This is a genomic window from Prevotella pectinovora, assembly GCF_000834015.1.
In the GTDB taxonomy this organism is placed as follows: domain Bacteria; phylum Bacteroidota; class Bacteroidia; order Bacteroidales; family Bacteroidaceae; genus Prevotella; species Prevotella pectinovora.
Window position 1 is genome coordinate 111,990 of sequence record NZ_JXQI01000062.1, and the last position, 14,820, is coordinate 126,809.

Here is a 14,820-nt window from a genome sequence, read left to right on the forward strand (position 1 = left end):
TAAACATTATTTAAAACAACGTCCATCCCATTTAAGACATCTTTGCATTTTAAAGTCTGGTAAATCCACATCTGTGGAAATTTTAAGTGGAACGTATGTGTTAAATGTCAATTCGCCATTTTCTTTATCCGAAAGAGAAACGACAATCATTATCGGGTCTAATACTGCAGGTTCTTTCTTCCCGGTTTCTTTTTTCAGGGAATCAATTACTTGACTGTAAAAATCATCTCTTGCAGATATTACTACGTTTTTCTCTGTATCAACTGGGGTCCAGTCAATGGTGTAAAAGTCCACATCGCTTTCAGCTGCGGGATTGCCGTAATACCTGTTCATGCATATCAGATCTGTGCCGGTGTCTTTTTTCAGAAGCAGTAACTGTACACCTGATTTCTCTGATAGTCTGACATCAATGAATTTGTCATTAAGAGATACCAATTTAAGTTCGCCCCCTAAAAGGTTCTTGATTCCTTCTTTATTTTCATCAACATTGTCATTGTCAACAATGTCGCTTCGGATACTGCTGTTCATTATTGGCAAAATAGAATCCGGCATTTCTTTCCAAACGTCCTTCATCGTTTTCTGTGCATAAATCCCTTGTCCTGAGAGTATTATTAATGATGTTGCTATAATCTTTAGAATGTTCATCTGCTAGAATTTAATTATGTTTATTTGTTTGAATACAAAATTATAAAAAAAAACATTTATCTGGAAATTATATTGGCAATTATCCCCAATAATTATCGTTAAAATCATGATCGAGATTTAACGTGTAGTGTTTTATGCCCATGCCGGCTGTTTATTCCAAATCGAAGATGGATTGATGTCAGGGCATATTCCGACCTTAGCGAGGAACAGACAATAATCTGGTGTCGACAAGAGCTGATTATGTTGTCGGGGAGAAATAAATATATAGTAAACACGATAAAAATCTATTTTTATCATATCGTTTAATTTAGTGTCATTAAAAAATAGTATATTTGCATTAATTTTCATGTCAACAAGGCGTTTTCCGCTGATATTTATACATCGAGGCGCTAAAAACATAATTAATTATTGTCAATAGAGACCTTTGAGAATATGTATTCCATATAGTTTCCTGAAAGTCCTTTGTATATTTGACATCTTTAATGTATGTGTTGTTTGATATGTTGATCATTCAAGATAAACAGGGAAATTGAAGTTAAAAAAATAATTAGAACAATATATAATGTTAGTTGATTTCAAGAATGTGAATATTTGCCAAGAATCCAAATGCGTTTTGGAGAATGTCAACTTCCATGTTGACGAAGGTGAATTCATATATATAATAGGTAAGGTAGGAGCAGGAAAGAGCAGTCTGCTCAAGACTATGTATTGTGAACTTGACATTGAAAGCGCAGATTGTGCCAATGTTCTTGACCACAATCTTTTGACAATAAAGCGCAGGCAGATACCGCAGCTGAGGAAAGGGATAGGAATCATTTTCCAGGATTTCCAGCTTCTTCACGACAGGACCGTTTATGATAATCTCAGATTCGTTTTGCGCGCCACAGGTTGGCGTGACAAGGCTTCTGTAGATGACCGGATAAACGAAGTGCTTGATGCAGTGGGGATGAGTGACGCTATAAACAAGATGCCTCACCAACTGTCTGGCGGTGAGCAGCAGCGAATAGCTATATCACGGGCTTTGCTCAATACTCCAAAGATAATCATAGCTGATGAGCCTACAGGAAATCTTGATGTGGAGACGGCCTCTAATATCGTGTCCCTGTTGAAATCCATAAGCCAGAAAGGCACAGCAGTCATTATGTCAACCCACAACATCCCGATGATTGACAAATATCCCGGAATCGTATACAGTTGCCAGAACGGCACATTAGAGGAACAAGATATTGACAAGATGTCGATGTAGGAAATACACGCGAACACTAAAAGATATAATTATGAAAGTAATGAAATTCGGAGGCACATCTGTTGGTTCTCCAGAGAGGATGAAAAGTGTCTCAAAATTGATAACTAGCAGTGGTGAACCTGTTGTCATCGTGTTGTCAGCGATGTCGGGAACCACAAACTCATTGGTCGAGATATCCAATTATCTGTACAGGAAGAATCCGGAAGGCGCCAACGAAGTGATAAACCGCCTTGAACAGAAATACATGTCACACGTAGAAGATTTGTATTCTACAGAAAAATGGAAAAAGGAAACGCGTAGTTTTCTCCGTGAGGAATTCAATTATCTACGTTCGTTCACAAAAGACCTCTTCACTAGTTTTGAGGAGAAGAGCATAGTGGCACAGGGTGAGATCATGAGTACGAACATGGTCGTGAACTACCTGAAAGAATGCGGAGTCGATGCAGAGTTGTTGTCGGCACTTGATTTCATGCGCACAGACAAGAACGGCGAACCTGACACATCGTATATCAAGGAGAAATTGACCGCTTTGCTTGAGGAAGTCAAAGGAAAGCAAATCTATATAACACAAGGTTTCATATGCCGTAATGCCTATGGCGAGATAGACAACTTGCAGAGAGGCGGCAGCGACTACACCGCTTCGCTTATCGGAGCTGCGATAAACGCCGAAGAGATACAGATATGGACAGACATTGACGGAATGCACAACAACGACCCACGCATCGTTGACGGTACAGAAGCCGTAAGGCAGCTTCACTTTGAGGAGGCAGCAGAGCTTGCCTATTTCGGTGCCAAGATCCTGCATCCTACTTGCATCCAGCCTGCAAAATATGCCGGCATCCCCGTACGCCTTCTGAACACGATGGAACCGGAAGCTCAAGGCACTATCATAGATAATGTAACTTTGAGGGGGAAAATCAAGGCAGTAGCTGCAAAAGACAATATCACGGCTATCAAGATAAAGAGCAGCCGCATGCTTCTGGCTACTGGCTTCTTGAGAAAAGTCTTTGAGATTTTCGAGAGCTACCAGACGGCAATCGACATGGTGGCAACCAGCGAGGTCGGCGTTTCGATGAGTATAGACAACGACACCCATCTGGCTGAAATAGTGGATGAATTGAAGAAGTATGGCACTGTGACCGTAGACACCGACATGTGCATTGTCTGCGTTGTCGGAGATCTTGACTGGAGCAATGTAGGCTTTGAGACGCTCGCCACGGATGCATTGAAGAACATCCCCGTGAGAATGATTTCATATGGCGGCAGCAATTACAACATTTCATTTCTCATCCGGGAAAGCGACAAGAAGGCTGCGCTCCAGAGCTTGAGCGACACTCTCTTCAAATAAAGAAAAGCAATAAACGACACACAACAACGACACACAACACGAAGAATGAAAGGAATATTCCCCGTTGACAAGTTCATGGAAATCGAAACTCCGTTTTATTTCTATGACACGTCCCTCTTGAGCAAGACTTTAGAGGAGATAAACAGAGAGGCAGGCAGACACGATAATTTCCGTGTCCATTATGCAGTCAAGGCAAATGCCAACCCCAAGATACTGAATGTAATCCGCCATTACGGACTTGGCGCCGACTGCGTGAGTGGAGGTGAGATAAAGGCGGCCCTGCGTAGTGGTTTTCCGCATGACAGGATAGTCTTTGCCGGTGTAGGCAAAAGCGATTGGGAAATAGCGCTTGGCATAGACAACGACATACAATGTTTCAATGTCGAAAGCATCCCTGAGCTTGAGGTGATTGATGAAATCGCCAGGGCGAAGGGCAAAATCGCGAATGTGGCATTCAGGATAAACCCTGATGTAGGTGCCCATACCCATGCTAACATAACCACAGGTCTGGCAGAGAACAAGTTCGGAATACCTATGGAGGAGATGGAACCGGTAATCCGTCTTGCAGTCAACATGAAGAACGTGAAGTTCAGAGGATTGCATTTCCATATAGGTTCACAGATTCTCGACATGGGCGACTTTGAGGCGTTGTGCAATCGCATCAACGACCTCCAGCAACAGCTTGAGCGCCATCATATTATAGTTGAGTCATTGAATGTAGGCGGAGGTCTCGGAATTGACTATCATGAGCCTGACAGAGCCTCTGTTCCCGACTTCAAGGGGTATTTCAACACGTATGCCAGATTCCTGAAGCTTCGTCCTCATCAGACTTTGCATTTCGAGCTGGGGCGTGCTGTAGTAGGTCAATGTGGGTCGTTGATTACCAGAGTGTTGTATGTCAAGGATGGAGTTTCCAAGAAGTTCCTTATCCTTGATGCCGGAATGACAGATCTGATAAGACCGGCTTTGTATCAGGCCTATCATAAGATAGAGAACATTTCAAGCGACGGGCCTATGGAGACCTACGATGTGGTCGGACCGATCTGCGAGTCGAGCGACGTGTTTGCAAAGGCGGCAGACTTGAATTGTAGTAGGAGAGGGGATTTTATAGCCATCCGGTCGGCAGGTGCCTATGGAGAGATTATGGCTTCACAGTACAACTGCAGGAAGTTGCCTGACGGTTACGTGTCTGAGGAGCTGAATATAGATTATTAACTTAAAACTTGGTTATAAGGAAGGCAGTATAAAATGTTAGTAGTTGATGATAAGACAATGGTGTTAGGAGGCGTTGCAATATTGCTTGCGCTTTTGTCTCCAATCGTAAACGCATTGATTCTGAAATTGAAGGTAGGGAAGTCAGACATTGACGGCTCCTCATTGCCTGTCAACGATGTTTCATTGCCCGGCATTTCAGTAGTCATGACTGTTGATGACGAGGGTGAAGACCTCAAGAAGAATCTGCCACAATGGCTTGACCAGTCGTATGGCGGCAAATATCAGGTCATTGTAGTCGTTTCGGGCAACGACCCTCAGGTTGAGTCAATCCTCAAGCGATATTCGGGTTCCCCGTCGCTATACACCACTTTCATCCCGTCTTCGTCCCGCTATATGAGCAGGAAGAAGCTTGCCGTGACCATTGGCGTGAAGGCAGCCAGATACGACTGGGTGCTCTTGACGGATGTGGATTGCTATCCGGAGAAAGCCACATTCCTTGACTCCATATCCCGCAGGTCCATATCCGGCGATTGCCAGATGGTGTTGGGCTACAGCAATTTCAGCTCCGACGCCCCGTCAGCCCGTCTCTTCGACAACACCTACAGTCTCTATCGCCAGTTGGCCCTGTCGCAAAGAGGCAGGACAGCAGGCTATTCCGGCAAAGTAGTACTGTTCAGAAAATCCATGTTCATCGAGGGCAAGGGCTATGACGGGAATCTGAAATACACGAGAGGCGAGTTTGAATTCCTGGCAAACAAATTCTCCACGGAATCCAACACGCTGGTCTTTGCATCCCCCGACGCTATGGTGATAGAAGACACCCCGTCTCACAAGGGTTGGACAAACAAGTGTCTCAATTATCTTGCAATACGCAAGACGCTTCGCAACTCCAGACTCCCGAGGTTCACATTCAATCTTGGCATAGTTTCCATGCTGTCGGCCAACATCCTGCTTACCGCCCTGATAGCCTGTTCAGCCATCGCCCGGATGTGGATACTCTGCGGCTGTGCGGTCTTTGCGTTGCTCCTGTCGTTCGTTCTGCGCACGGTGATTCTGTCCGTCCGCCTGCGCCCGTATCTTCACGGAATGTCGTTCGTCAAATTATGGTGGCTGGAACAGACGCTACCTTTCAGAAACTGCATGAGACTGCTGAAATATCGTTTCGCCGACAAATATGACTTCATAAGCCACAAGCTTTAAGTCCCTCGCCCAAACGGCCATCAATCGGCTTGTAAAAAAGCAAAGGCTGCAAGCAGTCATAAAATGTAACATCAATGATGAGCGTTTGGGCGTTAAAAAGCCAGTGCGATGCAATATATCCCGTTCCACAACGTTATAACAATAGACGATAATTGGAGTTGCCCCAAACTATAGGCAATAATGAGAGTTGCCCACAACAATAGACGATGATGAGGTTGACCCCAACAATATACGATAATGAGAGTTGACCAAAATACTGAATTGATTTTTAAAAGCATGTGCCATGAATATACTCCATTGCATTCCACGTTCAGATTCAGGTTCAATACGGCAGACCCTGCTTGACGACTTGTTTTCGTTCAACACACAAGACCTCTCTAATTATGTGTTGACAGACAAGTCACAGCAATCTGAATTTGCAGCATGCGTAGGGACAGACAAGGTATATTGTTTCTCCTCCTCCCGTCCATGGATCAAGGGAGGCAAGAAACAGTTCAGGCATGTCGTTGCCGCTACCTCGGCAGAGATAATCCACATACATTCATTTGCAGACCTGTATTCTCTTCAGATCATGAGATGGGCCTTTGCTATGAGGATTCCCGTGGTCTTCTCCCCATACAACTCGATGATGCCCTGGCATTTGAGCAACATCCCTCTGCCCCTGAGGCTGAAGAGGACGATAGTTTCCCGGATGCTTCTCAAGCACACCGGAGCCACTGTCCTCACAAGCTCCAACCAGGAAACGGAGCGTATGAAGCAGATGTTCCGTCATGCGTTGGGCAGTTCGGGCCGCCTTTCCGTGGCCACCCGCATCAAGAGCATCAACGGTGAAGCAGACACCCTGCGCCTCGCATCCACCATGTTCTCCGTATACCGGAAGATCATCGACAGCAATCCCTTCTGGCTGATGAGCGAAAAAGACGTATATATAGAAAACGGTCTGGCGGCATTGGGAGCCATACTGTCTTCCGGCAAGGATGCCGACACCGTATTCCTGCCCCTGCAGAAGATAAAGTCAGAGCTCGCCACCCTTTCCGCCGAGCATTGGCGACGCATCCAGCTTCATTCCTCAGACCAGGACATTCTTCCCGAGGTGCGCATGGCCTACGAGTCGCTGATGGGCACACCCGGCGAGTTCGACCCCCAGACTGTGGACCGCCATTCTGTGGTTGCCTTCAGGAGCGAACTGAAAAGGGACAAGCCTTCGATAAAGACATCCAGAATGCATCAGGTTTCCGAGGACTATTCAGAATACAAGAGCGAACTTCTCCTCTGCGTCATGCTTCTCAACATGAAGCACCTGACAGACACCCGAAGAGTGACGCGCAGAAACCTTTCCGACCTGTATCTCTATGCAAGGTTTGAAGACTACAACGAATATGTGCTCGAAGAGATGCTTTCAGATCTGGGCATACTGGAGTTCAGTTCCCGCATCCTCACACTCCTCGTCCACAGCATGTTCCTTGAAAAAGGGCATGTACCCGTAAAACTTTCACGTGAAAAGGATTTATGCAAAATGCAGAAGCAACTTTTCAAATCCAATATAATGTGAAGAAGTAACTTTTCAAATCCATATGATATGGAGCAGCAGCTTTTCAACTCCAATATAATATGAAGAAACAACTTTTCAAATCTAATATAATATGAAGAAAAACTTAAACCAACCGCAAGAGAACGAACTGCAGTATCTGCAGTTGTTGTCAAAGACCTTCCCTACCATTGCGGATGCGAGCACGGAGATAATAAACCTCCAGGCCATCCTCAATCTGCCTAAGGGAACAGAGCATTTCCTTGCCGACATCCACGGCGCCTACGAGTCATTCCAGCATGTGCTGAAGAATGCTTCGGGCAACATCAAGAGAAAAGTGAACGAGCTTTTCGGCAACCAGATCCGCGATACGGAGCTCCGCGACCTCTGCACTCTCATCTATTATCCCGAGCAGAAGCTCGAGATGGTGAAGCTCGTAGAGGAAGACATCAACGACTGGTACCACATCACCATCCACCAGCTTGTCACCATCTGCCGCGATGTGTCGAGCAAATACACCCGTTCGAAAGTCAGGAAATCCCTGCCCAAGGAGTTCTCCTACATCATCCAGGAGCTTCTGCATGAGCATTCCGACGACATCGACAAGGCGGGCTACGTGACTGCCGTCATCGACAGCATGATAGAGACCGACAGCGCCGACGACTTCATCATCGCCATCGCCCACGTTATCCAGCGCCTTGCCATTGACCGGCTCCATATTCTGGGCGACATCTACGACCGCGGTCCTGCCGCCCACAAGATATTGAACCTTCTCACCCATTACCACAACTGGGACATCCAGTGGGGCAACCACGACATGCTGTGGATGGGAGCCTGTGCCGGCAACGACGCCTGCATCACCAACGTGGTGAGAATCTCGCTGCGCTATGCTAACCTCACCACCCTGGAGGAGGGCTACGGAATAAACCTGCTGCCCCTTGCCACTTTCGCCATGGAGACCTACAAGGACGACCCATGCCTGGAATTCATCCCGAAGACCTCAGGCGGCACTGGCGTTCTCGATGAGAAGACTGTTCGCCTCATCGCCATGATGCACAAAGCCATCTCCGTAATCCAGTTCAAGGTGGAAGCCGCCTTGATAAAGAAGCACCCTGAGTGGAAGATGAAAGACCGCATGCTCTTCAACAACGTTGACTACGACAAGGGCGTGTGCACAATCGGCGGCAAGGAATATGCCATGAAGAGCTGCCTGTTCCCCACGGTAGACCCCAAGCATCCCAACGTGCTGACGAAGGAAGAGGAGGAACTCATGAAGAAGCTCCACCATTCGTTCACCGTGAGCGAGAAGCTGCGCAACCATATAGAGCTGCTGCTCAGCCACGGCTGTATGTACAACATCACCAACAACAACCTGCTCTTCCATGCTTCGGTGCCTCTCAACGACGACGGCTCCCTGAAGGAAGTGGAGCTGTTCGGTGGCAAGAAATACAGCGGCAGGGAGCTGATGCACCATACGGGTCTCCTCGTGCGTGCGGCGTTCCAGAACGACAGTTCCGAGGCAATGCGTGATTTCGCGCGCGACTATTTCATGTATCTGTGGTGCGGTCCCGACTCCACACTCTTCGACAAGTCCAAGATGGCCACCTTCGAGCGTTATTTCCTTGAAGACGCCGAGACCCACAAGGAGTATAAGGGCAACTATTTCAAGATGAGAGACAACGAAGAAGTGGTGGACAGGATTCTCGACGCCTTCGAGGTGCGCCATCCCAACCGCCACATCATCAACGGCCACGTGCCCGTGCATGCCGGAAGCGGCGAGAACCCGATAAAGGCCAACGGCAAGCTGATGGTCATCGACGGCGGTTTCTCCAAGGCCTACCACAAGGAGACGGGCATTGCCGGCTACACGCTCATCTATCACAGCCGCGGCTTCTTCCTTGTGCAGCACGAGCCGTTCACGAGCGAGGAGGATGCCATCAAGCGCGGCACCGACATCAAGAGTTTCACCAAGATCGTGGAGATGTCTTCTCACAGGATGCTCGTTGCCGACACCGACATCGGCGATGACCTGCGCGGCCAGATCGAATATCTCAAGAAGCTCCTCTATGCCTACAGGTATGGATGGATAAAGGAGCGCGGATAGGGGGGCTATATCTCCTATATCTCCTATATCTCCTATAAGACTTATAGGACTTATAGGACTTATAGGACTTATAGGACTGATAAAACCTATATCTCCTATAAGTCCTATCAGTCTTATTAGTCCTATCAGCTATATCCAGGCTGGGCATTATTTGCTGCCCTTGAGCGCCTTGTCCATGTTTTCGGCGGCACGTCTGCCGTCGCCCATAGCCAGGATCACCGTGGCTCCGCCGCGCACGATGTCGCCTCCGGCGAAGATTTCCTTCCTCGAGCTCTGCATGCAGTCGTCCACGGCGATGGTGTCCTTCCTGCCCAGTTCCAGTCCCTCGATGGATTTCGGCACGAGGGGGTTCGGCGACACGCCCACCGCTACTATCACCTGGTCGGTCTCCACGGTCAGGGTCTTGCCTTCTATAGGTTTCGGACTTCTTCTTCCGCTGGCGTCGGGCTCTCCCAGTTCCATCACCTGTAGCACCGCCTTGCATACGGCACCGTTTTCGTCGGCGATGTATTCAATAGGATTGTGCAGGTTGAGGAAATTTATCCCCTCCTCCTTGGCGTGTCTCACCTCTTCCAGTCTTGCCGGCATTTCAGCCTCCGAGCGTCGGTAGACTATTGTCACGTCGGCTCCCAGTCTCTTGGCTGTTCGGCAGGAGTCCATGGCAGTGTTGCCTCCGCCAATCACGAGCACCTTCTTGCCGAAGTTCATCGGTGTGTCCGTCTTCGGGTCGGCAGCATCCATGAGGTTCACTCGTGTCAGATATTCGTTAGACGACATTATGTTGATGGCGTTTTCTCCCGGAATGTTCATGAAGTTTGGCAGTCCGGCTCCGCTTCCCACGAAGAATCCCTTGAATCCCTCTTCCTTTAGCTGCTCTATGGTGACAGTCTTTCCGATGATGCAGTCTGTGGTGAACTCCACTCCGAGCTTCCTGAGGTTTTCTATCTCCACGTCCACGATGTGGTTGGGCAGTCTGAACTCCGGAATTCCGTATTTCAGCACACCTCCGATTTCGTGCAGCGCCTCAAACACGTGCACCTCGTAGCCCCTCTTTGCCATGTCGCCTGCGAAGCTTAGTCCAGATGGTCCTGAGCCCACCACTGCCACTTTCACTCCGTTGCTCTCCGGCCTTCCGTCGTTCTGTTCGCCGCATCTCTGTGCGTAGTCGGCTGCGAATCTCTCCAGATATCCTATCGCCACCGCCGGCTCGTTCATCTTCAGGTGTATGCATCTGCTTTCGCATTGCTTCTCCTGCGGGCATACTCGTCCGCATACGGCAGGCAGCGATGATGTGTTCTTGAGCACCCGTGCGGCTCCCTGTATGTTTCCGCGCTCTATGTTCTTTATAAACGAAGGTATGTCGATGCTCACGGGGCATCCTTCCGTGCACGACGGCTTTGCGCAGTCCAGGCATCTGTGGGCTTCGCGCTGAGCCATTTCGAGCGTTATCCCCTGGTTCACCTCTTCCTTGCGGTGTGCGATTCTGTATTCGGGGCTCAGCTCCGGCATCTCCACGCGTTCTATCGCCATGCGCTCCTTCGGCTTCATGCTCTTGCGCAGCTCTTTGCGCCATTCCGCCTCTCTGTCCTTGAGCTGCTCCAGTGTTTCGGCGGGGAAGACTGCCGGGGCGCCATCGCCGTTGGTCTGCGCCTTGGCTCCGCAGTTGCATTCAGCGGTCTCTGGCCTGCACAGATGCTCTTCGAAATGTTCCATCTCTTCTCTCTCAACCGCCTTGAATGTGCCCATTCTCTTGAACATCTCGTCCCAGTCAACGAGTGCTCCGTCGAATTCCGGTCCGTCGATGCATACGAACTTTGTCTTTCCTCCGATTGTCAGTCGGCATGCGCCGCACATTCCCGTGCCGTCCACCATGATTGTGTTGAGCGACACGTCGGTGGGGATATTATATTTTCCGGTGAGCAGGCAGCAGAATTTCATCATTATCGGGGGTCCGATGGCCACCACCTTGTCAATGTGTTCCTGGTTGATGAATTTCTCTATTCCTATGGTCACCACTCCCTTCTCGCCGTATGATCCGTCGTCGGTCATTACGATCACTTCGTCGCTGTATTCCCTCACCTCGTCTTCGAGTATGATGAGGTCTTTGTTTCTTCCGGCTATCACGGAGAGAATTCTGTTTCCCGCCTTCTTGAGCGCCTTGATGATGGGCAGCAGGGGTGCTGTGCCCACTCCTCCTCCGGCGCACACCACGGTGCCGAAGTTCTGTATGTGTGTGGGGCTTCCGAGCGGTCCCACCACGTCTTCCACGTAGTCGCCCTCGCTGAGCCTGCAGAGTTTCCTGGACGAGAGTCCCACTTCCTGCACCACGAGCGTTATGGTGCCCCTGTGGGTGTCGGCGTCGGCTATGGTGAGCGGCATTCTCTCACTGTTTTTGTCCACTCTGATTATCACGAAGTTGCCTGCCTTGCGGCTTTTTGCTATGAGGGGCGCTTCGATTTCGAATTTGAATACTTTTTCCGAGAACTGTTGTTTCTGTATTATCTTGTTCATGGCCGTTAGTGGTTTTGATTTGACTAATCTGTGTATTAGATTTCTTTTGCCGTGCAAATATAGCAACATTTTTTGAATGCTACCATTTTGCACGGCAAAAAATCAGTATGTCGGCGGCTTTCTCACTTTATTTCTATCCATGTGGGCTCTCCGGGCTTGCGGCTGTCGAGCAGCTGCATGAGGCGTGTCAGGGCTACGACAACTGGCTGAAACTTGCCTTCGCACTTTCCGACGGACTCGGAGAGGCTGGCAGACAGATTTTCGACCGCCTCTCGCAAATGAACGCCGACTACGACACTCGGGAATGCAACCGTCTATACGACAACTGCATGAAAGGAAACAAGGGAGGAATCACTATCGCAACTTTCTTCCAGATGGCAAGAGATCTGGCTAATGTTGACCTCAAGGAGATGGCAAGGGAAAGAGGGAAAAAAGAAGAAAGATCTTTACAAAAGAGTCTCAAGTGTCTCAAGTGTCTCACTGTCTCACCGTCTCATAAAATGAATAATAATTGTAATAAAAAAGATAATGTATTGATATATAATAATTTAGAGAAAACAGCCTATACTACTGGAGACAGTGAGACAGTGAGACACTTGAGACACTTTTGTAAAGACTTTTCCAACGGCTATACATTCTCCGACAATTTGGATACGGCAGACCTACCTCCCACACTCAAGAAAATCATGCACAACACGGCGGAACGGAATCGCAAAGCGGCGAAACAGAAGTGCAAAGCGGCGGAACAGAGAATGCAAGCAACTGATTGGCTAACCACAAAACACCTATATATGAACAACAACAGCAGACGAAACCCTCTGCCCGATTGGGGCTGAACAGAGAAAAGCCAAGCCGGCTTCGGAGTCTGTCGTATGACGACTTCCGGAGCCGGCTTTGTTCGTTTCGTCTTGCCGGGGGCAGACGGTTTCCCGTTGTCTGATTGATTGTCAGCGCTCAATACTATCTGTCCCTCCCCTTTGGGGGAGGCCAGGTGGGGGCTGGAGTGGTGAAGCAAGGTTACTTTCTCCAGTCTCCCGTTTATCTGATTTTCTCCAGTTCCTCCTGCATTTGCTGCTGCAGCTCGGCAGCCTTGGCGGCCGCCACCTGTGCAAAGTCAGTGCCGGAGCTGGCGTAGATGATGCCACGGCTGCTGTTCACGAGCAGTCCGCAGTCTTTGTTCATGCCGTATTTGCACACCTCCTCGAGGCTTCCGCCCTGTGCGCCCACTCCCGGCACGAGCAGGAAGTGGTCGGGGGCTATCCTGCGGATGTCTTCAAACATCTTGCCCTGTGTGGCGCCCACCACATACATCATGTTGTTTTTGTCGCCCCACTTCTGCGATGTGCGGAGCACTTTCTCGAAGAGGCGCTCGCCGCTCTGGTCGGCGGTGAGCTGGAAGTCGTGAGACCCCTTGTTGCTGGTCAGGGCGAGCAGTATCACCCATTTGCCCTCGTATTGCAGGAACGGCACCACGCTGTCTTCTCCCATATACGGTGCCACGGTGAGCGAGTCGATGTTGTATTCCTCGAAGAATGTGCGGGCATACATGGTTGATGTGTTTCCGATGTCTCCGCGTTTGGCGTCGGCGATGATGAAGTGGTCGGGGTAGGCCCCCTTGAGATAGTTGATTGTCTTCTCGAAGGAGACGAGTCCCTTCACTCCCATGCTCTCGTAGAAGGCGAGGTTGGGCTTGTAAGCCACGCAGTATTTTGCGGTGGCGTCGATTATCTGCTTGTTGAAGGCGAAGATGGGGTCTTCGCCGCCAAGCAGGTGTTGCGGGATTTTCTTGATGTCGGTGTCGAGTCCGACGCAAAGGAAGGTTTTCTTCGTGAAAATCTGTTTTATGAGTTCTTCTCTGGTCATAGCGTTATGAAATGTTTTTTTTGTTTGTCTTTTCTATAGCTCGTTCTCTTTCATCCTCTCGGCGTTTTCCTCTACAGTGAGCGCGTCAATCATCTCCTGAATGTCGCCGCCGAGGAATCCCTGCAGGTCGTGAGTGGTGAAGCCGATGCGGTGGTCGGTCACGCGGCCCTGGGGGAAGTTGTATGTGCGTATCTTTGCCGAGCGGTCGCCGGTTGAGACCAGTGTCTTGCGGCGCGAGGCGATGTCGTCGATGTATTTCTGGTGTTCGCGGTCGTATATGAAGGTACGCAGGCGCGAGAGGGCGCGCTCCTTGTTCTTGGGCTGGTCGCGGGTCTCCGTACATTCGATGAGAATTTCCTCCACTTCGCCCGTGTTGGGGTTTTTCCAGGGATAGCGCAGCCTCACGCCCGACTCCACCTTGTTCACGTTCTGTCCGCCGGCTCCGCTGCTTCTGAAGGTGTCCCATTTGATGTCGCCCTCGTTGATGTTCACTTCAAACTTGTCTGCCTCGGGCAGCACTGCCACGGTAGCCGCCGAGGTGTGCATCCTGCCCTGTGTCTCGGTTGCGGGCACGCGCTGCACACGGTGTACGCCAGACTCGTATTTCAGCACTCCGTACACTCCGTCGCCGCTCACGGCGAAGTCGATTTCCTTGTATCCTCCGGCTGCTCCCTCGCTCACGCTGGTCACTGAGAGTGTCCACCCCTTGGAGTCGCAGAAGCGCTTGTACATGCCGAAGAGGTCGCCGGCAAAGAGGGCTGCCTCGTCGCCTCCGGCTCCGGCTCTGATTTCCATCTGCACGTTCTTGTCGTCTTCGGGGTCTTTGGGCACGAGTGCCATCTTTATCTCCTCTTCGATGCGGGGCTGCAGGGCCTCGTTTGTCTGCAGTTCCTCTCGCGCCATCTCCTTGAGGTCGGGGTCGCTCTCGTTGGCCAGGATGTCCTTGGCCTCCCTGATAGAGGAGAGGCAGCTGATGTATCGCTTCCGGGCGTCCATGATGTCGCCGAGGTCTTTGTATTCCTTTGTGAGCTTGACGTAGCGCTGCTGGTCGGCTATCACCCCGGGGTCGGTGATGAGGGTGGAAACCTCTTCGTAACGGCTCACCAGTCCGTTGAGCTTCTCTAATATACTGTTGTTGTCTGGCATCGGTATGCTTGTTT

Annotated in this window: 11 protein-coding genes; 7 read left to right on the forward strand and 4 right to left on the reverse strand. The window is 49.8% G+C overall.

What is annotated here, in order from left to right; all coding sequences use genetic code 11:
- Positions 1-6: 6 nt before the first annotated feature.
- Positions 7-645 (reverse strand): DUF3256 family protein, encoded by a 639-nt coding sequence (locus tag ST42_RS08455; protein ID WP_044073180.1) that lies wholly within the window; start codon positions 643-645, stop codon positions 7-9.
- 562 nt (positions 646-1,207) lie between these two features.
- Here ST42_RS08455 and ST42_RS08460 point away from each other — a divergent pair.
- From ST42_RS08460 to ST42_RS08485, 6 genes are all read left to right on the forward strand, one after another.
- Positions 1,208-1,891 (forward strand): cell division ATP-binding protein FtsE, encoded by a 684-nt coding sequence (locus ST42_RS08460; RefSeq protein WP_022317296.1) that lies wholly within the window; start codon positions 1,208-1,210, stop codon positions 1,889-1,891.
- Between the two features lie 31 nt (positions 1,892-1,922).
- On the forward strand, positions 1,923-3,239 hold the full coding sequence (locus ST42_RS08465; RefSeq protein ID WP_022317295.1) for an aspartate kinase: 1,317 nt from the start codon (positions 1,923-1,925) through the stop codon (positions 3,237-3,239).
- Between the two features lie 45 nt (positions 3,240-3,284).
- Positions 3,285-4,454, forward strand: a complete 1,170-nt coding sequence (gene lysA, locus ST42_RS08470) for a diaminopimelate decarboxylase (RefSeq protein ID WP_044073181.1) — start codon at positions 3,285-3,287, stop codon at positions 4,452-4,454.
- 33 nt (positions 4,455-4,487) lie between these two features.
- On the forward strand, positions 4,488-5,654 hold the full coding sequence (locus ST42_RS08475) for a glycosyltransferase (protein ID WP_082027988.1): 1,167 nt from the start codon (positions 4,488-4,490) through the stop codon (positions 5,652-5,654).
- A gap of 283 nt (positions 5,655-5,937) precedes the next feature.
- Positions 5,938-7,206 (forward strand): glycosyltransferase, encoded by a 1,269-nt coding sequence (locus ST42_RS08480; protein WP_044073183.1) that lies wholly within the window; start codon positions 5,938-5,940, stop codon positions 7,204-7,206.
- 91 nt (positions 7,207-7,297) lie between these two features.
- Positions 7,298-9,286: a fructose-bisphosphatase class III gene (locus tag ST42_RS08485; RefSeq protein WP_044064541.1), complete on the forward strand. Its 1,989-nt coding sequence runs from the start codon at positions 7,298-7,300 to the stop codon at positions 9,284-9,286.
- A 147-nt stretch (positions 9,287-9,433) separates the two neighbouring features.
- Here the strand turns inward: ST42_RS08485 and ST42_RS08490 are convergent, their stop codons facing one another.
- Complete coding sequence (locus ST42_RS08490; protein ID WP_044073184.1) at positions 9,434-11,797, reverse strand: bifunctional dihydroorotate dehydrogenase B NAD binding subunit/NADPH-dependent glutamate synthase; 2,364 nt, start codon at positions 11,795-11,797, stop codon at positions 9,434-9,436.
- A 107-nt stretch (positions 11,798-11,904) separates the two neighbouring features.
- Here ST42_RS08490 and ST42_RS08495 point away from each other — a divergent pair, with 107 nt between their 5' ends.
- Positions 11,905-12,633, forward strand: coding sequence for a PriCT-2 domain-containing protein (locus ST42_RS08495; protein ID WP_044073185.1), 729 nt, complete (start codon positions 11,905-11,907; stop codon positions 12,631-12,633).
- Positions 12,634-12,835: 202 nt separating this feature from the next.
- Here ST42_RS08495 and pyrF read toward each other — a convergent pair whose 3' ends face one another.
- The gene (gene pyrF / locus ST42_RS08500) at positions 12,836-13,660 is read right to left on the reverse strand and encodes an orotidine-5'-phosphate decarboxylase (RefSeq protein ID WP_042520072.1); all 825 of its coding nucleotides are present in this window, start codon (positions 13,658-13,660) and stop codon (positions 12,836-12,838) included.
- A gap of 33 nt (positions 13,661-13,693) precedes the next feature.
- Positions 13,694-14,806 (reverse strand): peptide chain release factor 1, encoded by a 1,113-nt coding sequence (gene prfA, locus ST42_RS08505; protein WP_044064544.1) that lies wholly within the window; start codon positions 14,804-14,806, stop codon positions 13,694-13,696.
- Between the last annotated feature and the right edge of the window lie 14 nt (positions 14,807-14,820).

Bases quoted from the DNA above. Each gene is read 5' to 3' on its own strand.
- ST42_RS08495 (WP_044073185.1), top strand. From the start codon at position 11,905: ATGTCGGCGGCTTTCTCACTTTATTTCTATCCATGTGGGCTCTCCGGG.
- ST42_RS08480 (WP_044073183.1), top strand. From the start codon at position 5,938: ATGAATATACTCCATTGCATTCCACGTTCAGATTCAGGTTCAATACGG.
- ST42_RS08455 (WP_044073180.1), bottom strand. From the start codon at position 645: ATGAACATTCTAAAGATTATAGCAACATCATTAATAATACTCTCAGGA.
- ST42_RS08485 (WP_044064541.1), top strand. From the start codon at position 7,298: ATGAAGAAAAACTTAAACCAACCGCAAGAGAACGAACTGCAGTATCTG.
- prfA (WP_044064544.1), bottom strand. From the start codon at position 14,806: ATGCCAGACAACAACAGTATATTAGAGAAGCTCAACGGACTGGTGAGC.
- ST42_RS08475 (WP_082027988.1), top strand. From the start codon at position 4,488: ATGTTAGTAGTTGATGATAAGACAATGGTGTTAGGAGGCGTTGCAATA.
- lysA (WP_044073181.1), top strand. From the start codon at position 3,285: ATGAAAGGAATATTCCCCGTTGACAAGTTCATGGAAATCGAAACTCCG.
- pyrF (WP_042520072.1), bottom strand. From the start codon at position 13,660: ATGACCAGAGAAGAACTCATAAAACAGATTTTCACGAAGAAAACCTTC.
- ST42_RS08465 (WP_022317295.1), top strand. From the start codon at position 1,923: ATGAAAGTAATGAAATTCGGAGGCACATCTGTTGGTTCTCCAGAGAGG.
- ST42_RS08460 (WP_022317296.1), top strand. From the start codon at position 1,208: ATGTTAGTTGATTTCAAGAATGTGAATATTTGCCAAGAATCCAAATGC.
- ST42_RS08490 (WP_044073184.1), bottom strand. From the start codon at position 11,797: ATGAACAAGATAATACAGAAACAACAGTTCTCGGAAAAAGTATTCAAA.